Source organism: Campylobacter sp. CNRCH_2007_0968H, assembly GCF_025773245.1.
GTDB lineage: Bacteria > Campylobacterota > Campylobacteria > Campylobacterales > Campylobacteraceae > Campylobacter_D > Campylobacter_D lari_D.
The window spans coordinates 106,004-128,136 of sequence record NZ_JAKMTQ010000001.1 but is presented as its reverse complement, the minus strand read 5'-3'; the positions used below and the strand labels follow the sequence as shown (position 1 = coordinate 128,136).

The 22,133-nt window shown below is 27.8% G+C and carries 22 protein-coding genes; 18 read left to right on the top strand and 4 right to left on the bottom strand.

Translation table 11 applies throughout. From position 1 onward, the window contains the following. Positions 1-120 precede the first annotated feature (120 nt). The 7 genes from glmU to truA are packed head-to-tail and all read left to right on the top strand — an operon-like array spanning position 121 to position 6,362. Complete coding sequence (gene glmU / locus L8Y18_RS00680; RefSeq protein WP_214118230.1) at positions 121-1,413, top strand: bifunctional UDP-N-acetylglucosamine diphosphorylase/glucosamine-1-phosphate N-acetyltransferase GlmU; 1,293 nt, start codon at positions 121-123, stop codon at positions 1,411-1,413. Then, positions 1,410-2,573 (top strand): bifunctional phosphopantothenoylcysteine decarboxylase/phosphopantothenate--cysteine ligase CoaBC, encoded by a 1,164-nt coding sequence (gene coaBC / locus L8Y18_RS00675; RefSeq protein ID WP_263664406.1) that lies wholly within the window; start codon positions 1,410-1,412, stop codon positions 2,571-2,573. Before glmU ends, coaBC begins: the two co-directional genes overlap by 4 nt. Beyond that, complete coding sequence (locus L8Y18_RS00670) at positions 2,570-3,190, top strand: hypothetical protein (RefSeq protein ID WP_263664407.1); 621 nt, start codon at positions 2,570-2,572, stop codon at positions 3,188-3,190. The genes coaBC and L8Y18_RS00670 overlap by 4 nt, the downstream gene beginning before the upstream one ends. 1 nt (position 3,191) lies before the next feature. Further along, the gene (gene uppS, locus L8Y18_RS00665; protein WP_263672766.1) at positions 3,192-3,860 is read left to right on the top strand and encodes a polyprenyl diphosphate synthase; all 669 of its coding nucleotides are present in this window, start codon (positions 3,192-3,194) and stop codon (positions 3,858-3,860) included. Further along, positions 3,857-4,606 (top strand): prepilin peptidase, encoded by a 750-nt coding sequence (locus L8Y18_RS00660; RefSeq protein ID WP_263664409.1) that lies wholly within the window; start codon positions 3,857-3,859, stop codon positions 4,604-4,606. The genes uppS and L8Y18_RS00660 overlap by 4 nt, the downstream gene beginning before the upstream one ends. Next, a complete protein-coding gene (locus L8Y18_RS00655; RefSeq protein WP_263676066.1) occupies positions 4,603-5,628 on the top strand; it encodes an LptF/LptG family permease in 1,026 nt (341 codons plus the stop codon). Before L8Y18_RS00660 ends, L8Y18_RS00655 begins: the two co-directional genes overlap by 4 nt. After that, on the top strand, positions 5,628-6,362 hold the full coding sequence (truA, locus tag L8Y18_RS00650; protein WP_263664410.1) for a tRNA pseudouridine(38-40) synthase TruA: 735 nt from the start codon (positions 5,628-5,630) through the stop codon (positions 6,360-6,362). The genes L8Y18_RS00655 and truA overlap by 1 nt, the downstream gene beginning before the upstream one ends. Here the strand turns inward: truA and L8Y18_RS00645 are convergent. Then, complete coding sequence (locus tag L8Y18_RS00645; protein ID WP_263664411.1) at positions 6,316-7,194, bottom strand: EamA family transporter; 879 nt, start codon at positions 7,192-7,194, stop codon at positions 6,316-6,318. The genes truA and L8Y18_RS00645 overlap by 47 nt on opposite strands. Before the next feature lies 1 nt (position 7,195). Beyond that, positions 7,196-7,648: a methylated-DNA--[protein]-cysteine S-methyltransferase gene (locus L8Y18_RS00640; protein WP_220567261.1), complete on the bottom strand. Its 453-nt coding sequence runs from the start codon at positions 7,646-7,648 to the stop codon at positions 7,196-7,198. A gap of 108 nt (positions 7,649-7,756) precedes the next feature. Here L8Y18_RS00640 and L8Y18_RS00635 point away from each other — a divergent pair, with 108 nt between their 5' ends. From L8Y18_RS00635 to L8Y18_RS08660, 11 genes are all read left to right on the top strand, one after another. After that, the gene (locus L8Y18_RS00635) at positions 7,757-9,004 is read left to right on the top strand and encodes an ankyrin repeat domain-containing protein (RefSeq protein ID WP_133318769.1); all 1,248 of its coding nucleotides are present in this window, start codon (positions 7,757-7,759) and stop codon (positions 9,002-9,004) included. Next, the gene (locus L8Y18_RS00630) at positions 9,001-9,747 is read left to right on the top strand and encodes an SDR family NAD(P)-dependent oxidoreductase (protein WP_263659074.1); all 747 of its coding nucleotides are present in this window, start codon (positions 9,001-9,003) and stop codon (positions 9,745-9,747) included. Before L8Y18_RS00635 ends, L8Y18_RS00630 begins: the two co-directional genes overlap by 4 nt. Before the next feature lie 16 nt (positions 9,748-9,763). Continuing rightward, complete coding sequence (locus L8Y18_RS00625) at positions 9,764-11,476, top strand: Na+/H+ antiporter NhaC family protein (protein WP_263676064.1); 1,713 nt, start codon at positions 9,764-9,766, stop codon at positions 11,474-11,476. Further along, a complete protein-coding gene (gene trmA / locus L8Y18_RS00620) occupies positions 11,477-12,514 on the top strand; it encodes a tRNA (uridine(54)-C5)-methyltransferase TrmA (protein ID WP_263659076.1) in 1,038 nt (345 codons plus the stop codon). Between the two features lie 803 nt (positions 12,515-13,317). Further along, positions 13,318-13,641 carry a MarR family winged helix-turn-helix transcriptional regulator gene (locus L8Y18_RS00615; protein ID WP_133318774.1) on the top strand — a complete coding sequence of 108 codons (324 nt, stop codon included), beginning with the start codon at positions 13,318-13,320 and terminating at the stop codon, positions 13,639-13,641. Between the two features lie 13 nt (positions 13,642-13,654). Continuing rightward, entirely contained in the window at positions 13,655-14,827 is a 1,173-nt protein-coding gene (locus L8Y18_RS00610) for an MFS transporter (protein WP_263659077.1), read from the top strand. Positions 14,828-14,902: 75 nt separating this feature from the next. Continuing rightward, positions 14,903-15,274, top strand: a complete 372-nt coding sequence (locus L8Y18_RS00605; RefSeq protein ID WP_257928492.1) for a CoA-binding protein — start codon at positions 14,903-14,905, stop codon at positions 15,272-15,274. Further along, positions 15,267-16,478 carry a threonine ammonia-lyase gene (gene ilvA / locus L8Y18_RS00600; RefSeq protein ID WP_263662534.1) on the top strand — a complete coding sequence of 404 codons (1,212 nt, stop codon included), beginning with the start codon at positions 15,267-15,269 and terminating at the stop codon, positions 16,476-16,478. The genes L8Y18_RS00605 and ilvA overlap by 8 nt, the downstream gene beginning before the upstream one ends. A gap of 43 nt (positions 16,479-16,521) precedes the next feature. Further along, positions 16,522-17,013, top strand: a complete 492-nt coding sequence (locus L8Y18_RS00595) for a PAS domain-containing protein (protein WP_133318778.1) — start codon at positions 16,522-16,524, stop codon at positions 17,011-17,013. Positions 17,014-17,098: 85 nt separating this feature from the next. Beyond that, a complete protein-coding gene (locus L8Y18_RS00590) occupies positions 17,099-17,590 on the top strand; it encodes a PAS domain-containing protein (RefSeq protein WP_133318779.1) in 492 nt (163 codons plus the stop codon). Positions 17,591-17,603: 13 nt separating this feature from the next. Then, the gene (locus L8Y18_RS08660) at positions 17,604-18,977 is read left to right on the top strand and encodes a methyl-accepting chemotaxis protein (protein ID WP_133318780.1); all 1,374 of its coding nucleotides are present in this window, start codon (positions 17,604-17,606) and stop codon (positions 18,975-18,977) included. 10 nt (positions 18,978-18,987) lie between these two features. On the opposite strand, the gene lon is transcribed toward L8Y18_RS08660, so the two are convergent. Continuing rightward, on the bottom strand, positions 18,988-21,366 hold the full coding sequence (gene lon / locus L8Y18_RS00580; RefSeq protein WP_133318781.1) for an endopeptidase La: 2,379 nt from the start codon (positions 21,364-21,366) through the stop codon (positions 18,988-18,990). Beyond that, positions 21,366-22,022: an outer membrane protein assembly factor BamD gene (gene bamD, locus L8Y18_RS00575; RefSeq protein WP_133318782.1), complete on the bottom strand. Its 657-nt coding sequence runs from the start codon at positions 22,020-22,022 to the stop codon at positions 21,366-21,368. Before bamD ends, lon begins: the two co-directional genes overlap by 1 nt. Positions 22,023-22,133: the final 111 nt, after the last annotated feature.

Here is a 22,133-nt window from a genome sequence, read left to right as displayed (position 1 = left end):
CCTCCCCCATAAATTTAAGTTTAAAGTAAATGAAAATCTGTAAAAAACAAATAACAACTAGTAAGAATTTTTACTTTAGCTTGTTAAAATAAGCAATAATTTTTAAAACAAAGGTAAATTATGAAAATTTCTGTGCTTATTTTGGCTGCTGGACTTGGCACGCGTATGAAATCACAAAATCCAAAAGTACTTCAAAAAATTTGCTCAAAAGCAATGATTTTACATATTTTAAAACAAGCATATAAAATTAGTGATGATGTATGTGTGGTGCTTTCTCATCAAAAAGAAAAGGTTGAACAAGTTGTTTTAGAGCATTTTCCAAATACACGTTTTTTAGAACAAGACTTGCAAAATTTTCCAGGTACTGCAGGGGCTTTAAGGGGTTATGAGAGTAAGCATGAAAAAGTATTGATTTTATGTGGTGATATGCCTTTAGTTAAAGCAGATGATTTAGAAAAAATAGCTTTAAATGAGAGTGATTTTAATGTGGCAGTTTTTGAGGCAAAAGATCCAAAAAGTTATGGAAGAATAGTATTAAAAGAAAATAAAATTCAAAAAATAGTAGAAACAAAAGATGCAAGCAAAGAAGAACTTGCTATAAACATTTGCAATAGCGGTGTTTATGCTATAAAAGCACAAATTTTAAAAGAAGTATTGCCTTTGATAAAAAATGATAATAAAGCCAAAGAATATTATTTAACCGATGCGGTTTATTTAGCAAAAGAAAAGGGCTATGAAATCGATGCAGTGTTTGTAAATGAGCAAGATTTTATGGGGGTAAATGATAAAATTGAGCTTTGCTTAGCTCAAGATCTTATGCAAGAAGCGATTAAAAAAGAATGGATGAAGCAAGGAGTGATTTTTCATATGCCTGCGACGACTTTTATTTCAGATGAAGTTGAGTTTGTAGGCGAGTGTGAAGTGTATGAAAATGTGCGTATAGAGGGAAAATCAAAAATCATTAATTCTATCATCAAAAGTTCAAGTGTGATTGAAGATAGTATAGTAGAAAATAGCGATGTAGGGCCTTTAGCGCATTTGCGTCCAAAATGCCAGCTTAAAAATACCCATATAGGAAATTTCGTAGAATGTAAAAATGCTTTATTGAATGGAGTTAAAGCAGGGCATTTGAGTTATTTAGGGGATTGTGAGATAGATGAGGGAACTAATATAGGTTGTGGTACTATCACTTGTAATTATGATGGGGTTAAAAAGCATAAGACCAAAATAGGTAAAAATGTTTTTGTGGGTTCAGATACGCAATTTATCGCTCCGGTTGAGATAAAAGATGAGGTAATCATCGCAGCAGGAAGCACTGTGTGTAAGGATGTAGAAAAAGGCTCTTTGTATATTAATAGAGCAAAGACGCAAATTATAGAAGATTTTTACTATAAAAAACTAGGTAAAAAATGAAAACAATCTTACTAGCAGTAAGTGGAAGCATAGCCTTTTATAAAGCTTATGAGCTTATTTCTTTATTAAAAAAAGAAGGTTTTAGGGTTAAAGTTTTACTAAGTTTGGGAGTTTTAAAATTTGGCACTAAGCTTAGCTTTGAAGCTTTAGCGGATGAAGTTTTATGTGAAGATAATGAAAGTTGGCAAAATACTAATAATCATATAGCTTTTAGCAAGACTTGCGATTGTGTACTTTTTGCGCCTGCTAGTATAAATTCTATTAATAAATTAAACTATGGTATAGCAGATAATTTATTTATTCAAACTTTAATAGCAGTAGATAAAAATAAACCATTTTTAATCGCACCCGCTGCAAATACAAACATGTATTTACATTTTAGCACTCAAAATTCTTTAAAAAATTTAAAAGAGCAAGGTTGTATTATCATTGATCCTATAGTTAAAACTCTAGCTTGTAAAGATGAAGGATTAGGAGCTTTGGCTGAGCTTGATAGTATTATAAATGCTTTAAAAAGAAGTCTAATGCAAGAAGATTTTTTTAAAGATAAAAGTTTTATTGTAAGTGGTGGTGGCACTAAAGAAAAAATTGATGATGTAAGATGTATTAGTAATTTTTCAAGTGGAAAAATGGCAAAGGCGGTTGCTGATGCCTTGTATTTTTTAGGTGCTAAAGTAGTGTTAGTTAGCTCAGTAGAGTTTAAAACACCTTATAAATTAGAAAAATTTGAATCTTCTTTAAAACTAAAAGAAAAATTGCAAAAATACAAAGATTTTGATGCTTTAATTATGGCTGCTGCTGTGAGTGATTTTACTCTTGAGGCTTATAAGGGTAAGATTAAGAAAAATGAGCATTTAAACGGACTTGATTTAAAATTAAAGCTTAATGAGGATATCTTAAAAAATTTAGATTTTAAAGGCAAAAAAATAGGCTTTAAAATGGAATTTGATGAGCAAAATGCTTTAGAAAATGCTAAAAAATCTTTAGTTAGTAAAAATTTAGATATGGTGTGTTTAAATGTCTTAAATGAGCAAATGAACTTTGGAAGTGATGAAAATAGCATTTGTTTTATCACTAAAAATAGCATCTCTCAAAGTTCCAAACAAAGCAAAGAAAAACTTGGTTTTATTTTAGCACAAGAATTAAGGAAACTTTGGTGAATATCATCAACTCAACCTTACCTGTAAGAATGCAAATTTTAGAAAAACGCGCATATAATCGCTATGTATTGCTTTTAAACACTAAAAAGCTTGAAACAAAAAGTTTGATAGAGCTTGAAGTAGGGGAGGAGTATTTAGCTGAAGTTTATGAAGATAAAGGCGTGATTTCTTTTAAAAATCTTTTGAAAAAGCCTAAAATTAGACTTTTTGAAGAAGGGACTGAACTTATAGAAAAGCTTTTACAAGAAGGTGATGAAAAAGCTTGGTATAAAAAATTCATTATCCAAAGACTTATGGAAAGCAAAAGCGCATATGAGTTTGAAATTTATAAGGAAATGTTTTTTGCGTTTTTTGAAGGAATTTATCATATACCTTTTGTTTATGAGGGAAATAGAGCTTTATTTGAAGCTAAGAAAAATGGAAATATTTTAGAGGTGTATTTGTATTTTGAAATTTTTGGTGCTTTAAAAATTATAATTGATAATGGTAAAATCACACGCATACAAACACCTTTTGCCAAAGTAGCACATTTTTTAAACGAGTATTTTAAATTTGAAGTAGTTAATACGCTCAATCCTATGTTTGTTTTTAAAAGATTGATGGATATAAAGGGATAGAATGAATGAGTTAAAGCATCTTGCTGTAGTAATGGATGGCAATAGAAGATGGGCTAGAAAAAATGGACTTTTAGAAAAAATTGGCTATAGTCAAGGTGCTAAAGTTGTTGAAAAAATTATAGAAGTATGTATAGATGAAAAAATTCAAAATCTAACCCTTTATGCTTTTAGTACAGAAAATTGGCAAAGACCAAAAGAAGAAGTGGAGTTTCTTTTTAAACTATTAAATAAATATCTTGATGAATCTTTAAATAAATTTATAGCTAATGAAGTGCGTTTTAAAGCTATAGGAAATTTAAGTCTTTTAGATGAATTAACCTTGAAAAAAATACAAAATTTTCAAGAACAAACTAAAAACCACACAAGATTATGTGTAAATTTAGCTATTTCTTATGGAAGCAAGGATGAAATAGTTAGAGCGGTTAAAAAGGTGATTGAAAAAAATCTTGAAATTAATGAAGCAAATATACAAGCAAATCTTGACTTAAGTGAAGATGTGGATTTGTTTTTAAGGGTAGGGAGCGCTAAAAGAATTTCAAATTTTTTATTATGGCAATCAAGTTATGCAGAAATTTATTTTAGTCAAACCTTATTTCCTGCACTTACTAAAAAAGAAATCACAAATATCATTACTGAGTTTAAAAAACGCAAAAGAACCTTTGGTAAATGATATTTTTATTTTTATTACTAGGGCTTTGTGTGGGTTCTTTTGTCAATGTTTTGATTTTAAGAACGATTAATAAAGAAAGCATAATAAGCCCAAGATCAAAATGCCCTAAGTGTTTTAAAACTTTGAAATTTTATCATCTTTTTCCTTTGTTATCTTTTGTATTTTTAAAAGGCAAATGTGCTTTTTGTAAAGAAAAAATTTCTTTGATTTATCCTTTTAATGAATTTATTTGTGCGTGTTTGTTTGTCTTTGCTTTTTATTTAATCGAAGATGTTTTTCAAATTTTAATTTTTGCTTGTATGCTAGCTGTATTATTAGCACTTTCTTGGATGGATTATTATCTAAAAGCAGTGAGTGAGCTATGGCTTTGGATTTTATTTATTTTAGCTTTTTGTTTTGATTTTTTGCAAAATGGTTTAAATTTAGAGGATTTTCAAGATAGCTTTTTATTTAGAGTGTGTTTTGGAGCGGGGTTAATTTTTATACTAAAAAGTGTGATTAATTTTATTAAAAATTTTAAAAAAAGAGATGAAATTTTAGAAAGTTTAGGGGAAGGTGATGTTATAATAATAGCTTTGATTTTTGGAATTTTTGGCTATGAAAAAGGCTTTTTGATTTTATTTATTGCAAGTTTTTTAAGTCTTTTGATGTTTATAAAAATAGCCAAGAAAGATTATCAAATGCCTATGATTCCTTTTTTATTTTGTGGAATTTTGATTAATCTAAGTGTAGAAAGTATATTATGAAACTAGTTTATAAGTATTTGCTTAATCAGTTTTTAAGTACAATGTTATCTTTATTTTTTACTTTATTTATTATTGTTTCGATTATTTTTTTTATACAACTTGCTAAAATTACTGCTTATATTGAAATTACTTTTTTTGAATTAATCAAATTATATATTTTTCTTTTACCAAAGATATTAATTTTTACTCTACCCATATCTTTTTTCATAGCTTTGACTTTGGCCTTTTATAGGCTTTCTAGAGAAAATGAAAGCACAGTGTTGTTTGCTTTGAGTATAGCTCCAAGCATGATAGCAAGTTTTTTTGCAAAAATTGCAGCTTTAGTAAGTGCTTTTATGCTTGTGGTGGTCTTGGTTTTTATACCTATATCTTTTGAACTTTTTGATAATTTTGTAGATTATAAAAAAATTAGTGCTAAAGTAAGTATAAAAACAGGGGAATTTGGACAAAGATATGGAGAATGGCTTGTTTTTATCGATGCCAAAAATTCTGATGAAACTTATAAAAATATCATAATGTATCATCCAAAGAAAAACCCACAAGATAAAGAACAAGTGATTTTAGCTAAAGAAGGAAAGTTAGAAACAAATGATGGGGTTATTACTTTTAAGCTAGATGAAGGAAAAGCTTATGAGATTAAAGAAGAAGATTGGCATATTTCTAGTTTTAAAAATTTATTAATTAAAAGCAAACTTTCTTCTAAAGAATTAAATACTCAAAGTTTTTATGGGTATTGGTCTGATGTAACAAGCAATAAAGAAAAAGTAAAAGAATTTGTTATTTATATTCTTATAGCTTTATTTCCTTTAGCTAGTGTGCTTTTTGCACTCTCTTTTGGTATAGTAACTTATCGTTATGAAAAAGGTTTTGCTTATTTTGGAATTTTTGTGATTATTTTTGCCTATTTTACGCTTTTGATTAGTTTTTATAATCCTCCTTTTGTAGCTATCGCTGTGATTTTTTCAAGCTTTTTAATTACTTCTTTGTTTTATTTTAAAGCAAAAATTGCAAGTAAGTATTAATGCTTTTAAAATTAACTTTTTCTTATGATGGTTCTAAATTTCAAGGTTCAGCCACCCAACCACATAAGCTTAGTGTCCAAGATACCTTAGCGCAGGCCTTGTCGCATTTGGGTATTTATGAAAAACCTTTATTTGCTTCAAGAACTGATAAAGGTGTGCATGCATTTAATGCAGTTGCTTGTGTAAAAGCAGGAGAACATTTTAAAGATTTTGTATATTTAAAAAATAAAATCAATCATTTTGCACACCCATTTATACATATAAAGCATATCCAAAGAATGCAAGAAAATTTCCAAGTGCGTTTTGATGTGCAAAAAAGAGCATATCGCTATATTATAAGTCATGAAAAATATAATCCTTTTTTAGCCTCATATGTGCATTTTTATCCAAAAATAAATATTAAATTAGCCAAGGAAATTGCTTTTTTATTTGAAGGAGAGCATGATTTTAAACTCTTTCAAAAAGAAGGCTCTGATAATAAAACAAGTATAAGAAAAATGTATAAAACTAGAGTTTATGCTTATAAAAATTACACTGTGTTTTATTTTGAAGCAAATGGTTTTTTAAGATCTCAAATTAGAATGATGATGGCAAGTATTTTAAAAGTATTAGAAGGAAAAATGAGCAAAAATGAGCTTTTAGATCAAATCAATGCCAAAAAAGCTCATTGTAGATTTTTAGCTCCTGCTAGTGGTTTGTATTTGAGTAAGATTTCTTATTATAATAATGCATGATTTTTCTATGTATAAAAAATGAAAAAAGAATGATCAAGGTCCCTATGCAAAAAGGTAGTAGCTCTACATCTACTCCAAAAATACTCATATTGATAAAAATACTTATAGGTATAATGGCATTATTCATCAAAGCTAAAACCCCGCTATCTACTTCAGTGGAGCCTTTGTTCCATAAAAAATATCCAAATCCTGAAGCAATAGTCCCAAGATAAATCAAAGCTATCCAAGAACTTAAATTGGATGGTAAATTATTATAATCTCCAAAAAATAAAAAAGCAGGTAAGGTTATACTGGTTGCGCCTAAATAAAAATAAGCGAAAGCTTCTTTTTGATTTAAATTTGTATTTTTTTCTAATAAAATTTTATAAAAACTTTGTCCAGCGCCAAATACTAAATTAGCTCCTTGAATAAGTAAAAAGCCATATAAAAAATTAGAGTTAATATTATCAAATTTAACTACAAAAGCACCTACAATACATATAAAAATACTTATAAAATATAAATATCTAAGATTTTTTGAAAAAAGCCCATAAAAAAGTACAACATAAAAAGGTGTAAAAATCGTAAAAAGTGCCACTTCGCTTACACTTAAATATAAAAAAGAATGATAATAAAATAAATTCATCACACCAAGTTGTAAAGCTCCAATGCTTATGAGTTTTAGTTTTAAATGCAAATTCAGCTTAAAATTTAAAAAAGGTAAAAATACTAATAAAGACAAAAAAACTTTTGCAAATGCAGCAAAAAAACTATCCATTTCTAAGGTTATAAAATGCCCAATTAATGGAAAAGAAAAAGCCCAAATAAAACTTGCTAGTAATAAACTTGGCATTTTAAAGCACACCTTCTAATTTAAGTAAAGCTTCTTTGATAAATAAACCACCATTGTATCCGCCTAAGTGATTTTTAGCTACCACTCTATGACAAGGTATAAAAATTGCAAGTTTGTTTTTAGAATTTGCATTACCTACCGCTCTAAAAGCTTTTGGATGATTGATAAAAGAAGCAATTTCTTGATATGTTTTAGTTTGTCCATAGGGAATTTTAATTAAAGCTTTATATACTTTTTGCTCAAATTCGCTCCCCTGAAGAGCTAGGGGTGTATTAAAGAAAAAAAGTTTTTTATTAAAATAAAGGTCTAGTTCTTCTAAGGCTTGTTCTAAAATAATGTGTTTATCTTTGCTAAAATTGGGCTTATATGTTATAAAATCAACATTGATAAGTTTATTTTCATTACTCTGCAAAAGAATATAAGCAAAACTAGCTTTGTAAAAACTTTGATACATTTTTTCCTCATTTTAAAATAATCATTGTATGAATTTTAAATTAATTAATTGTTATTAAAGCAAAAATTTAGTTAAAATAGTGATTTAATTTATATCAAAGGAAAATATTTGAGGATTTTATTATTTAGTTTGATTATAAGTTTAAATGCATTAGCTTTAGATTACACTTGCGGGTATGTCAAAGAAAATAAGATGGATTTTTTTAAAGAGTTTAAACCACAAGTTTCTCAAGATTTTGCTCAAGTAGATTTAAATTGCGATTTTTCTTTAAAAAATAATCAAATTACAAAAAGATTATATGAGCTTGCTAATGAAATTAGAGGAAGTAATAGTGCCTGTATGGGAGGGGAATATTTTAGCGATTTGAGAAAATTTGATTTTAAATTATTAGAAATTGCGCTTGATCCGCAAGTTTATCAAAAAACTTTACAAGATCCTATAATACTTGAAGAAAAATTTGCAAAATTAAAAGCTTATTTTAGATTTTGGGCTTATCAAAGTATAGGAAATTTTAAGCTCTTTAAGGAATTTTGGAAAGAGTATAATAATGCGATTAATCCTTTAACAAAATATTTTCAAAACGAATTTAATCTAGATAAAGCAAGTGCTATTTACTTTGCTAGTAATGCTTTGAATGAATTTTTAAATTGGGCAGTTGGCGAGACTAAAATCTTTAAAGATATTTCGGACTTTGAAAAATTTGTGGCTAATAAAAACAACTCTTTAGAACAAATAAAAGAATATATTTATTCTAAAAAAATTAGCAATTTAGAATTAAATAATGGTTTTAAATCTGCTTTGTTAAACAATAGAGAAAGTCAAATTATAAGTGAGTTTATAAAATTAGGTGTAAAAATAAATGAAGGTTATGAGTCTGCTTTGTTTTTTGCATTAGATAGTGCAGATAATGTCAAGCTTTTATTAGAAAATGGGGCTATTATTGATTATAGAAATTCTTTTGGAAAAACACCTTTGTTTTATGCAGTTGAATACAACAATTATAAGGTTGCAAAAGTTTTGTTAGAAAATGGAGCTAATGTAAATCAAAAATACATTAACGATAATGAAAAACTTTCTATTGCTAGTATGGGAAGTAATACGCCATATTTCATTACTTTATGTGCACTTGAGCATACTTCTAAAAATATTTTTATGCATGGAGCAAACTATGCAGATGTAAAAATGCTTAAGTTGCTTATAGATTACAAAGCAAATTATAAAGAAATTGATGATTTGGGATTTAACGCTCTTGATTTTGCCATAATTGCAAAAAAAGAACAAAATATTAAATATCTAAAAAAACTTGGTTTAAAGGAAAATGAGAATTTGATGCTATATGAAGAGACACAACCATGAAAACTGCTTTAATAACTGGAGTAAGTTCAGGTTTTGGACTAGAGAGTTTAAAAGCTTTAATAGAACTTGATTATAAAGTTATAGCTATAGCAAGACGCAAAGATAGATTAGAAAAACTACAAGAGCTTTATGGGGATAAAATTTATCCCATAGAACTTGATGTTAGAGATAAACAAGCAGTTTTTGCATCAATTGAAAATTTACCTCAAGATTTTGGCAATATTTCTTTGCTTATTAACAACGCAGGTCTTGCTTTAGGTTTAAATGAATTTGATTCTTTGGATATTGAAGATATTGAAGCCATGGTAGATACTAATATCAAAGGCTTTTTATATGTAGCAAGAGCTGCTTTACCTTTACTTAGAAAAGTAAAAAATGCCCACATAATTAATCTTGGCTCAATTGCAGCTAATGTACCTTATTATGGAGGTAATGTTTATTGTGGTACGAAAGCTTTTGTGGCACAATTTTCTAAAGCTTTAAGAACGGATTTGCGCGGAAGCAATATAAAAGTAACAAATATTGCTCCAGGGCTTTGTAAAACTGAATTTAGTGAAGTGAGATTTAAAGGTGATATTAAAAAAGCTGATGAGGTTTATGAAAATACTAAATATATCAAAGCTGAAGATATAGCAAAAATTATTACTTTTATCATTAGCTTACCTGAGCATATTAATATTAATGAAATAGAGCTTATGCCTGTGACTCAAACATGGGCGGGAACTTTTAGCGAAAAAATATAAAAACTTAAGGATAATTATGAAAATTTTTTATTTATTATTAGCTCCTTTGTTGTTATTTGCTGATACACAAGCAAATGCAGAACTTTTTGGAGCTTGGACGCTTTTACCACCGGTGATAGCTATTATTTTAGCTTTTGTTACTAAAGATGTAGTACTTTCGTTATTTATTGGTGCATTAAGTGGTACTTTTATGTTAGGACTTATTGAAAATAGTATTTACCATGCTATCATTGCTTCTTTTACAGGCTTTATTTCCAAAGTGGTAAATGCCATGGCAAGTCCGGGTAATGCAGGAATTTTATTGCAAGTTTTAACTATAGGTGGTGTTGTAGCTCTTATTACCAAAACAGGGGGGACAAAAGCAGTAGCTATTTGGCTTTCTACTAAAGCTAAACAAGCAAAAAGCTCACAATTTGCTACTTGGTGCATGGGAATTTTTATTTTCTTTGATGATTATGCCAATTCATTAATCGTAGGTCCTATCATGCGTCCGGTAACAGATAAATTTAGAGTAAGCCGTGAAAAGCTTGCTTTTATAATGGATGCAACTGCAGCACCAATTACCGGTCTTGCTATCATTTCTACTTGGATAGGACTTGAAATTTCTTTAATTCGCAGCGGATATGATCTAATTGATAATGCAACTTTTGCACATTTAGGTGTAGTAAAAGAAGAAATTAACGCTTTTGAAATCTTTGTACAAACCTTACCTTATAGATTTTATAATCTTTTTATGTTGATTTTTGTTGTTTTGACTATTTATACAGGTAGGGAATTTGGACCTATGTTAAAAGCTGAGCTTAGAGCTAGAGCGGGTAAATTTTCTCATGGTCATGAACAAATTGATAATATAGAAGATAAGGTCTTAGAGCCAAAAGAGCATGTAAAATTGCAAGCTTCTAATGCTATTATACCTTTAGCTATCTTGATTGTGTTTTCATTTATAGGTTTTTATTTTAGTGGTTATAATGCCTTAGATGATGTGAGTGTTAAAGCACAAATTGATGCAGCACCGCTTAGTTTATTTGCTTTTAGAGAGACTTTTGGCGCAGCTGATGCTTCAGTTGTATTATTTCAAGCAGCACTTTTAGCTACTATAGTAGCTATTATTTTGGGAATGTATAGAAAAATATTTACTTTAAAAGAAGCTATTGCGGTTTGGACTCATGGCTGGAGAACTATGATTATGACTGTGATTATTTTACTTTGTGCATGGTCATTAGCTTCTGTGATTAAAGATTTGGGAACTTCTAAATATTTAATTGACTTATTTTCAGATAAAACACCTCTTTATTTGCTTCCTACAGCAATTTTTATTTTTGCTTCTATTATTTCTTTTTCAACGGGAACTAGTTATGGAACTATGGGTATTTTAATGCCTTTGGCTATTCCTTTAGCTATGGCTGTTGGGGTTCATAATGAATTAAGCGGAGCAGAGTTGCACCAATATATGATTATTAATATTTCAGGGGTTTTAACAGGAGCTATTTTTGGAGATCATTGCTCACCAATTTCTGATACAACTATACTTTCATCTATGGGAAGTAAGTGTGATCTTTTAGCTCATGTTAGTACACAAATGCCTTATGCTTTGAGTGTTTGTGCTATTAGTATACTTTGTGGTTATTTACCGGTAGCATTAGGACTTAATGTATGGTTAGGACTTGTTTTTGGAATCTTAGCTATGATAGCTTTACTTTTTGTGGTTGGCAAAAAGGTAGATGCGTAAATGTATTTTGAAGAAAAAATTGCTTTAAACAAAGCATTGTTTTCTTCTTTATATGATGGAGAAATTCAGTGCTTTAAATCACCTTTAAAAGCTTATAGAACTAGGGCGGAATTTTCTATATATCATCATGAAAATGGGAAAATTTCTTATGCAATGTTTGAAAATAAGAAAAAAATTCCTATTGAAAATTTTGATATAGCAGATGAAAAAATTCAAAAATATATGCCTATTTTATTAAATAATCTAAATGAAAATTTAAAAGAAAAGCTTTTTGGAGTAGAGTTTTTAGCTACAAAATTAGATTTAAGTATAACTTTACTTTTCCATAAAAATATAGAGCTAATCACACAAGATTTACAAGAATTAGCAGAAAAATTAAATCTCAAGCTCATAGCAAGAAGTAGGGGTAAAAAACTTGTATTTAATGGAGAAAATTTAAGACAAATTTTAAACATCAATACAAATGAATTTTCATATGAGTTTAATAATGATTGTTTTATCCAACCCAATACTTTTATTAATGAAAAGATGATCGAATGGGTTGTATCTTGTGTAGAGAGTGATTTTAAGCAAGATTTATTAGAGCTTTATTGTGGTTATGGAAATTTTACTATAGCTTTAGCAAGAAATTTTAAAAAAGTTTTAGCAACTGAAATTTCTAAGAAAAATATTGAGTTTGCTTTAAAAAATTGCGTTTTAAATTCTATTGAAAATATAACTTTTACAAGGCTTTCTAGTGAAGAGTTAAGTCAAGCATTGAAAAAAGAAAGGGAATTTAATCGCTTAAAAGACATAGATTTAGATGGTTTTAAAATATCTCATGTCTTAGTTGATCCTCCAAGAGCAGGACTTGATTTAAGTGTGATTGAACTTATTAAAAATTATGAAAATATCATTTATATATCGTGCAATCCTATCACTTTAAAAGAAAACCTTGAGAAATTATGCAAAACTCATAAAATATCCAAATTTGCATTTTTTGATCAATTTGCAAACACAAATCATCTTGAATGTGGTGTTTATTTGAAAATCAAATAACAATATAAAACATTAATTTTGCACATATTACAATAATTATAGTAAAAATAAATACAATAGGATGAATATATGCATGAAAAGGATTTTGTTTTTTTAAGATTATTTTATAAAAAAGAGAAAATAGTATTAATATAAAAATACAAAAAGCAAAGAATATTTTGCAAATAAATATCCAATTTAATAAATTTAAGTGAAAATGAGCTAAATATAAACCGCTAAGAAATAAAATCAATACAATAGGTGGCATTATTTTAATTGTATTTTTTATATCCAAATTTAATTTTCTTAATAAGAATACATCGGTAAATAAAAATCCTATAAAAAATATAGCACAAAATAAATGTATTATTAGTATATAAGGATAAATATCGATCATGATTACAACCTTTATTGTGATAATTTTTAATATTTTATAATACTTAGTGGTAAAATTTATTGACTTATGTTAAATTATGTTAAGCATTATAAAATAATAATGCAAGTTTTATTAGTATAAATAAAGTCTCTAAAGTCATAGTTTAATCTAAGCTAATTTGAGTTTGTCAATACTACAAATATTTGTAAATTTAAAATATTATAACAAAGTTACAAGCTTTAATTTTTTGATATTTTTTATCTTAAATGCAGAATGTATTTAAGGAAAAAACTTATATAAGTTAGAATTTATGTAATCTTTGTTACTATTAAAATAGTTGATTTAATCAATTAATTTTTACAAAGGATTTCTCATATTTTTTCAAAAAATTACTTATACAAATAGAAAAATACTCTATAAAGTCAATGAAATTTTAAAGCCATTTGGATTGAAATCAAGTGATTGGAGAGTTTTTGTTTATTTAAGCCATCATCAAAATAGCACTTTAGCTCCAATATGTGAATTTTATCAAATGGATAAAGCTATACTTTCTAGAGTTGTTTCCAAACTAGCAAAACTTGAATATATAGAGTTTTTAAAAGCTGATGATAAAAGAGAAAAGATCATTACTTTAAGTGCCAAGGGTAAAGAAATTTTTTTTGATGCAAATGTTTGTATAAGAAAATATGAAAAAGAAATCTTAGATATATTAGATGAACAAGATCAAGAAGTGCTTTTAAAATTACTTGATTATATCAATGAAAAAATTTAAGAAAGGTTTTTTCATGGGTCTTAGTAAGAAATATAATTTATTTAATATAAATTTTTTCTGTATTTTTGGGATAAATTTTGTTATTTGTCTTGTTTTTTATATGAGTACTATTTCTAGTACAGATTATGTTTTGGGTGTTTTAAATCTTCAAACTAGCACCGCAGGACTTATAATGGGTGCTTTTGTTATAGGCGCTTTGCTTTCTAGACTTTATTTTGGTTCTATTATTGATGGTATTAATATAAAAAAAGTGATTATATTTTCACTTTTATTTTATCTTTTTATTAATTTAATGTATTTGAAATTTTATAATGTGTATTTTTTGGTATTGATACGCTTTTTAGCTGGAGTTTGCTATGGAATTTGTTCTTGTGCTTGTGGGGCAGCTATTGCTAGAATAATACCTAGTAATAAAAGAGGAATTGGTATAGGGTATTATGCTACGAGTGTTGTTTTAACTTCAGCTTTAGGGCCTTTTTTGGCCATAAAACTTGACTCTATCAACTTATTTCAACTAAGCTTTTTAATTGCAAGTGTGAGTATTATCTTTGCATTAGTTTTATCAATTTTTTTAAAAGTAAGAAGATTTAAAAAACATTATCATGTAAAAAGAAAATTTAGTATTTATAATTATTTTGAAAAATCAGTTTTAAATTTGGCTTTGATTACTTTTTTGATCGCATGTCCTTTTGGAGCTATTATAGCTTATATGAGTGCTTATACTCAAAGTTTAAATTTAAGCTTTGCTGGATCTATGTTTTTTGTAATATATGCTGGATTTTCTATAGTTTTTAGACCTCTTGCTGGAAAGGTATTTGATAAACATGGAGCTAATATTGTAATAATTTTTTCATTATTTAGTTTTATATTGTGTTTACTTTTACTTGCGTTTGCAAAAAATTTTTATATGATTATTATCGCCGGTATATTTTGTGCACTAGGTTATGCAAATGCTACTTCAAGCGCACAAGCTTTGGCTATCAAACTAGCTCCTAAAGAAAAAATGGGGTTAGCTAATTCTACTTTTTTTCTATCTTTGGATTTTGGCATAGGAGTTAGTCCTTATCTGTTGGGTATTGTTGAACCAAGTATAGGTTTTGCTAATGTCTATGCACTTTGTGCTGTACTTGTTTTGTTTGCTCTTGTTTTATATTATTTATTAATAGTTAAAAAAACTTTTTGTTAATTTTATTTTAGATACAATGCTTTTTTTAAAAGTAAGGAAAAAGCATTGTGTGATACTCATAAAATACTAAGTTCTATGAAAAATATCGCCATTATAGGACTTAGTCCTAATCAAGAAAAACCTTCGTATTTTGTAAGTAAATATTTACAAGATTTATCTTATACAATTTATCCTATCTATCCCAAAGAAGATTTTATTTTAAACGAGAAAGTTTATAGAAATTTAAGGGAAATTCCTTTTGAAATTGATACGGTTGTAATGTTTAGAAAAGCAAGTTACGCAAATGAAATTTTTGAAGATCTTTTAGCTAAAAATGTTAAAAATTTTTGGATGCAACTTGGTATTATTAACGATGAAATAATGCAAAAATGTAAAAAATTTGGTATAAATTGCGTTCAAGATCGTTGTATTAAAATAGAATTAGATAAAAAGGTAAATCATGATTGAGTTAAATAAAATTTATCAAGCAAAGCAAAAAATTGCAGATTTTGTATTAAAAACCCCTTTGGTGCACTCTTCTTTTTTAAGTGAGTTTTTAGATACTGATGTTTTTCTAAAATGTGAAAATTTACAAAAAACAGGTGCTTATAAAATCAGAGGTGCTTATAATGCTATTGCTAATTTAAGTAAAGAACAAAAGCAAGCAGGTGTAATAGCTGCAAGCGCTGGAAATCATGCACAAGGAGTTGCAATTAGTGCTAAAAAATTTGGGATAGAAGCTGTGATTGTTATGCCTGAAGCTACACCTTTGCTAAAAGTAAGTGCAACTAAAAATTTAGGTGCAAAAGTGATTTTAAAAGGAGATAATTTTGATGAGGCTTATGCTTATGCGTTAAATTATGCTAAAGAACATCATTTAAATTTTATTCATCCTTTTGAAAATGAAAGTATTATAGCAGGGCAGGGTACTTTAATGCTTGAAATGCTTGATGAAATAAGTGATTTAGATATGATTTTAGCTCCAGTTGGTGGTGGAGGTTTGATTAGTGGAGTGGCGAGTGCTGCTAAGCAGATTAATCCTAATATAAAAGTTATTGGAGTAAGTGCTAAAGGAGCTCCTGCTATGTATGAGAGTTTTAAAAGTAAAAAAATAATCAATTCAAAGGCTGTGAGAACCATAGCTGATGGTATTGCGGTGCGTGATGTAAATAAAATTAATTTTGATATTATTCTTGAATGTGTTAATGATTTTATTCAAGTTGATGATGAAGAAATAGCTAATGCGGTGTTGTATTTACTTGAAAAACACAAAATCACAGTTGAAGGTGCTGGAGCATCAGCAGTTGCTGCACTTTTACATAAAAAAATAGATTTAAAAAATCATAAAAAAATAGGCGTGATTTTAAGCGGTGGAAATATTGATGTACAAATGTTAAATATTATCATAGAAAAAGGTTTGTTTAAAGCTTTTAGAAAAATGCTTATCAATGTTACTTTGGTTGATAAACCAGGAGCTTTGAGTACTTTGAGTGATGCTATAAAAGAAGCTCAAGCTAATATAGTTAAAATTGATTATGATAGATTTTCCACTAAGCTAGAGTATGGTGATGCGATGATTTCAATTACTTTGGAAACAAAAGGAAAAGAACATCAAGAATTAGTCAGAAAGATACTTTATGACAAAGGTTTTAATTTCAATGAAATTTTATGATAAATGAAATATAATATTTTGTAAATAAATTATAAGGAAAAAAATGTCGCAAGAAAAAATTTTAGAACCAGATACATTAATAACCTCTAAGACAGATTTAAAAGGGGATATTATTTATGCTAATGATGATTTTTTAAAATATGCGGGTTATAAAATGGAGGAAATTTTATATAAACCTCATAATATTGTGCGTCATCCTGATATGCCAAAAACTGTTTTTAAATGTTTATGGGATTATATACAAGATGGAAAAGAAATTTTTGCTTTTGTTAAAAATAAAACCAAACAAAATGATTATTATTGGGTTTTTACTAATGTTACAGCTTCTTTTGATGAACAAGGAAATATTATAAATTATTATTCAGTTAGAAGAAAACCTAAAAGAGAGGCAATATCAACCATAGAGCAAGTTTATAAAATTCTTTTAGAAATAGAAGAAAAAGATGGTATAAAAGCCGGAGTGGATGAACTTGTTAAGATAGTTAATTCTTATGGTATGAGTTATAATCAATTAATTTTAGAGCTTCAAAGATGAATTTGATAAATTTTGTTTATAAATTATTATTTTATATTGAGATATAATTACTCCCATTTTAATTTTAAACTAAGGAGATTGTGTTATGTCTTCAGAAAAAATTCTAACCTCGGATGTTTTAATAACATCAAAAACTAATTTAAAAGGTGAGATTATTTATGCAAATGAGGATTTTTTGAGATATTCTGATTATAAAATTGAGGAAATTTTATACAAACCTCACAGTATCATGCGTCATCCTGATATGCCAAGAACGGTTTTTAAATATTTATGGGATAACATTCAGCTTAAAAAAGAAGTTTTTGCTTTTGTAAAAAATAAAACAAAATATAATGATTATTATTGGGTTTTTGCTAATATAACTGCTTCATGTGATGAAAATGGAAACATTTTAAATTATTATTCAGTTAGAAGAAAACCAAATATGGAAGCTATCAAAACAATAGAAGAAATTTATAAAGTTCTTTTGTTGAAAGAAAAAGATGGTGGTATTAAATCTGGAATAGAAGAGTTAAAAGCAATAGTAAAATCTTATGGGGTGACCTATAATGAACTAATGATGAAAATTCAAAAATAAAAAAGGATTTCTTATGAAAAATATTTTGTTTCTTGGTATAGTTTTAAGCATAGTAGCTTGTATTAATTCTTTGTTTTATGCAGAGTTTATTTCCTTAGGTTTCTTTTTAGTTTTGTTTTGTTTATTTATATATGGATTGTTTATTTTAAAAAAAGAAGAACAATTTAGCGATAAGATTTTACATCTTAGTAGAGAGTTAAAAAATGGTAATTTTGATTCAAGAATTGTATATATTAAATGTGCTAATAAAAAATTAAAAGAAATTGCTGATAATCTTAATAATACAATAGATGGTTTAGAAGCTTATTTAAGAGAGATAAATACTTCAATTGCTTGTTCTCAAAAAGGTGAATATTTTAGAAGAGCTATCCCTGAAGGTTTAAAAGGTATTTTTGTTCATAATATTAACTTTATTAATAAAGCTTTAGATGATATAGAAAAAACAGGAAAATCTGTTTTTAAAAATGCTTTATCAAGAGAACTTATGGACTTGAGTTTAAATAGTCAAAATAAAAATTTAAACGATTTGTCTTCTGCATTAAATAAAATCATCAAACTTATGAGAGAAGTTTTTGGTGATATTAGAATAATCTCAAATACAGCACAAAAAAATGGTTTAGAAGTAGGTAATTTACAGGATTCAATTTCATCAATGATGCAAGTGGCTGATGAAAGTAAAAATGCTGTAAATACTTTTGCATCTAATGCTCAGAGTATCAATGCAATTGTTGAGGTAATTAGGGATATTGCAGATCAAACTAACCTACTTGCATTAAATGCAGCTATTGAAGCAGCTCGTGCGGGAGAGCATGGTAGAGGTTTTGCGGTAGTTGCAGATGAAGTAAGACAACTTGCTGAAAAAACACAAAAAGCAACAGGTGAAATTACTTTAGCAATTCAAGTAATGAATCAAGAAATTGCTTCTATACAAGAAAATAGCGAAAAAGTGTTTGATATTGCAAATTCTTCTGATAGTAAAGTTGCTGATTTTAGTGAGGCATTTAAAGAATTAGAGGATAAAAGCTCTCATTTAGGAAAAGAATTTGTTAATTTTGCTTCTGATTTAACTCTTTCTGCAATGAAAATAGATCATATATTATATAAATCTGATGTTTATTTAACTCTAAATGGTTCTCAAGAAAATCTTCAAAATCTAGATCCTATTTCAACTTTATGTAAAGATGAAGATGCAAAAAGTATTTTCTGTCCTTTAATTTCTCAAAATGAAATGGAGATTAAGAGTGAGAAAATACAAAGCGCGGCAAGTAAAGCTATAAAAATAGCTAAAAAGGATAATATATCAAAAGAAGATTATGACTCTATTATTAATGATATAAGAGAACTTGAAAATGAAAGTAGAGTAGTTATGAATAAATTAGAAGCTTAAAGCTTCTAATTTAGATAAGAGCTATTTTTAAAACTTCTTGTAAATTTTTCACCCCAATAATTTTCATATTTTTTACTACTTCTTCAGGAATATCTTTTAAATCTCTTTCATAGTTTTTATGTGGGATAATGGCTGTTTTAATATCAGCTTTATAAGCAGCAATAAGTTTTTCTTTTAAACCACCTATTGGTAGAACATTGCCCATTAGATCAATTTCTCCAGTCATTGCAACATTTGATTTTACTTTCTTGTCGCTAAAAATAGAAGCAATGGCTGTGGTAATAGTTATACCTGCACTTGGTCCGTCTTTTGGAGTGGCTCCATCTGGTACATGAATGTGAAGATTATATTGATTATATATGTTTTCATCTTCTTTGTAGAAAAGTTTCTTTGAGACTTTAATTTGTTCATCATCGATTAAATTCTTAACAAGACTTTGAGCAATTTTTGCTGATTCTTTCATCACATCACCTAAGCTCCCTGTTAAAGTTAGATCACCCTTGCCTTTGATTTTAATGGCTTCGATTTTCAATACATCTCCACCTACCGCAGTCCAAGCAAGTCCATTTACCTGTCCGATTTTATTTTCTTTTTCGTGCTTTTCTATTTCAAAGACTTTTTTACTTAAAAAATCTTTTAAATTTTTATCATTAATTTCAATATTTTTAATATCTTTTTCTAAAAGAAGTTTTTTAACACATTTTCTACAAATTTCAGCAATTTTTCTTCTTAAATTTCTTACACCTGATTCTCTAGTATATTCATTTACTATTAATTCTATAGCATCATCACTAAAGCTTATTTCTTCTTTTTTTAATCCATGTTTTTTTATTTCATCAGGTATGAGATAGTTTTTGGCTATTTGGAATTTCTCTTGAGGGGTGTAAGAGCTAAGTTCTATAAATTCCATTCTATCTTTTAGAGCAGGTGGAATTAAACTTGCATCATTTGCAGTAGCTATGAAAATGATTTTGCTTAAATCGATGTTGAAATTTAGATAATAATCTCTAAATTTAGTATTTTGTTCAGGATCTAAGATTTCAAGTAAAACTGCACTTGGATCTCCTCTATGATTGCGACTTAGTTTATCAATCTCATCAAGCACAACTACTGGGTTGCTTTGTTTTGCTTCTATAAGTCCTTGTATAATGCGTCCTGGCATAGCTCCTATATAGGTTCTTCTATGTCCTCTTAGTTCATTAACATCTTCTAAACCACCTAAAGCTATGCGCACTAACTCTCTTTTTAATGCCTTTGCGACTGAATTTGCTAAAGAAGTCTTGCCAACACCAGGAGGGCCAACTAAGCACAAGATGACTTTTGCACCATCTCTATCTTTAATCTTGCGTTTTTCTAAAAGTTCTTTAACTGCAAAGTATTCTTCAATACGCTCTTTTGGTTTTTCTAGGGCATAGTGATCACTATTGAGTTGTAAAGATACATCTTTTAAATTTAGTTTTTTCTTTGAGGAGTGCTCAAAAGGTATATCTAAAACCGTTTCTATGTAAGTTTGCACCATAGAAGCTTCTGAATTATCTTGATGAATTCTTTCATATTTTTGAATTTGCTTTTTGATTTCTTTATAAGCCTCTTCATACATAAAAGCTTTTTTCTTTTCTAATTTTTTATTATATTCCTCTACTTCGCTTTCTTTTTGTATATCGCTTCCAAGCTCTCTTTGAATTTGTTTGAGTTGTTCTTTTAAAAAGTATTCTTTATTAACCTTGTCAATTTTAGAATGAACTTTATTTTTGATTTCTTTTTGGATTTTATTTGCTTCAATTTCTTTAGCTAAATAATCAATTAAATTTAAAAGCTTAGTTTCTAAATTAGTTTCGATAAAAAATTCATAAGCTTGTTGTTTTTTGATTTTAATAGAATTTAATATTAGATCACAAATTCTGCTAGGCTCGACATCTTCTTCTATAGTTCTTAAAAGATCAGGTGGAAAATAATGACTCACAGTCGATAAAGCTTTTGCTTTTTCTCTAACTACTTCTATAATAGCTTCTTTTTTTGTATTGCAAATTGGCTCTTGATGAATTAAATCAACTAAAGCATATAAAGGATCATCCGAAATTCTCTCAACAATCTTGGCTTTTGCATATCCTTGGAATAAAATTTTAATCCTACCATCAGGCAGTGGAACTTTTCTCATAATACTCCCAATGACACCACAATCATATATATCATCAAAGCCACGCCCACCTTCAATTTTTGATGGTGCCACAAAAATCATACTTTCATTTTGTAAAGCGGTATCTAAGGCTTTAATATTTTGCATATCATTTAAAAAAATAGGTGTTATCATAAAAGGGTATAAAAAAAGCTCATCTTCTACAAGAATGGGAAGTTTTGTTGGATAGTTTTGAGTATTTTCTAATTTCATTACATTATACCTTCTTCAAATATTTTTCTATACCATGGAAGTTCTGGTTTAATCATATCGATTTTATTAAAATCGGAATTTTCGATTTTTTGCTTATAAATCTCATAGCTTTGCTCTCTGTTTTTTTTCTGATATAACTCTGCTATACTTGTATCAAGGTAAAAAACTGCAAGATTAAATTTAGTTAGCATAGTATCGATTAAATCATTATATTGTACATTGGGATAGTTTTGATTGTATTCTTTGATTTCTTCTATTGTTTTTAGCATTAAGGCTTGGTTACGATTTGGAACAGCAAAAGAGTCAAATTTAGCTTTGATTTTTAAATATCTTATATAAGCTACATTTTTAGAATCACCAAATTTATTTAAATATTCATCAAGATAAAAATTTGCCATTTCATATTCTTCTTCACTAATATGAGCTTGAGCTAATATAAGTAAAGTTTGTTCTAATAATGGATCAGCAATATGCTCACCTGCCATTGAGGTATAGTGTTTATCAGCTGCTTCAAGATTTTTTTCTTGTAAATCTTTTATAATTTGTTGATACCATTCCATAGAACTTAGATTATATAAATCTTCAGCTTTTTTCGAGCTACATGCTCCTAAAAATAAACCTGCAATAATAAGTGAAAAAATAAAAAGTTTTTTCATTGTGTTACCTTAATAAATTTAATAATTGTAATTATAATGTTTTTATGTTTATGAAATTGTTAATTTTTAAAACTAAAATTATAGTCAAAAACTCTTAATTAGTGTAATTTT

What these genes read in the sequence shown, in the direction of transcription:
- L8Y18_RS00655 (WP_263676066.1), top strand. Translation starts at nt 4,603, where the DNA reads ATGAAACTAGTTTATAAGTATTTGCTTAATCAGTTTTTAAGTACAATG.
- L8Y18_RS00610 (WP_263659077.1), top strand. Translation starts at nt 13,655, where the DNA reads ATGGGTCTTAGTAAGAAATATAATTTATTTAATATAAATTTTTTCTGT.
- trmA (WP_263659076.1), top strand. Translation starts at nt 11,477, where the DNA reads ATGTATTTTGAAGAAAAAATTGCTTTAAACAAAGCATTGTTTTCTTCT.
- truA (WP_263664410.1), top strand. Translation starts at nt 5,628, where the DNA reads ATGCTTTTAAAATTAACTTTTTCTTATGATGGTTCTAAATTTCAAGGT.
- uppS (WP_263672766.1), top strand. Translation starts at nt 3,192, where the DNA reads ATGAATGAGTTAAAGCATCTTGCTGTAGTAATGGATGGCAATAGAAGA.
- bamD (WP_133318782.1), bottom strand. Translation starts at nt 22,022, where the DNA reads ATGAAAAAACTTTTTATTTTTTCACTTATTATTGCAGGTTTATTTTTA.
- ilvA (WP_263662534.1), top strand. Translation starts at nt 15,267, where the DNA reads ATGATTGAGTTAAATAAAATTTATCAAGCAAAGCAAAAAATTGCAGAT.
- L8Y18_RS08660 (WP_133318780.1), top strand. Translation starts at nt 17,604, where the DNA reads ATGAAAAATATTTTGTTTCTTGGTATAGTTTTAAGCATAGTAGCTTGT.
- glmU (WP_214118230.1), top strand. Translation starts at nt 121, where the DNA reads ATGAAAATTTCTGTGCTTATTTTGGCTGCTGGACTTGGCACGCGTATG.
- L8Y18_RS00605 (WP_257928492.1), top strand. Translation starts at nt 14,903, where the DNA reads ATGAAAAATATCGCCATTATAGGACTTAGTCCTAATCAAGAAAAACCT.
- L8Y18_RS00625 (WP_263676064.1), top strand. Translation starts at nt 9,764, where the DNA reads ATGAAAATTTTTTATTTATTATTAGCTCCTTTGTTGTTATTTGCTGAT.
- L8Y18_RS00630 (WP_263659074.1), top strand. Translation starts at nt 9,001, where the DNA reads ATGAAAACTGCTTTAATAACTGGAGTAAGTTCAGGTTTTGGACTAGAG.
- L8Y18_RS00660 (WP_263664409.1), top strand. Translation starts at nt 3,857, where the DNA reads ATGATATTTTTATTTTTATTACTAGGGCTTTGTGTGGGTTCTTTTGTC.
- L8Y18_RS00590 (WP_133318779.1), top strand. Translation starts at nt 17,099, where the DNA reads ATGTCTTCAGAAAAAATTCTAACCTCGGATGTTTTAATAACATCAAAA.
- coaBC (WP_263664406.1), top strand. Translation starts at nt 1,410, where the DNA reads ATGAAAACAATCTTACTAGCAGTAAGTGGAAGCATAGCCTTTTATAAA.
- lon (WP_133318781.1), bottom strand. Translation starts at nt 21,366, where the DNA reads ATGAAATTAGAAAATACTCAAAACTATCCAACAAAACTTCCCATTCTT.
- L8Y18_RS00640 (WP_220567261.1), bottom strand. Translation starts at nt 7,648, where the DNA reads ATGTATCAAAGTTTTTACAAAGCTAGTTTTGCTTATATTCTTTTGCAG.
- L8Y18_RS00595 (WP_133318778.1), top strand. Translation starts at nt 16,522, where the DNA reads ATGTCGCAAGAAAAAATTTTAGAACCAGATACATTAATAACCTCTAAG.
- L8Y18_RS00645 (WP_263664411.1), bottom strand. Translation starts at nt 7,194, where the DNA reads ATGCCAAGTTTATTACTAGCAAGTTTTATTTGGGCTTTTTCTTTTCCA.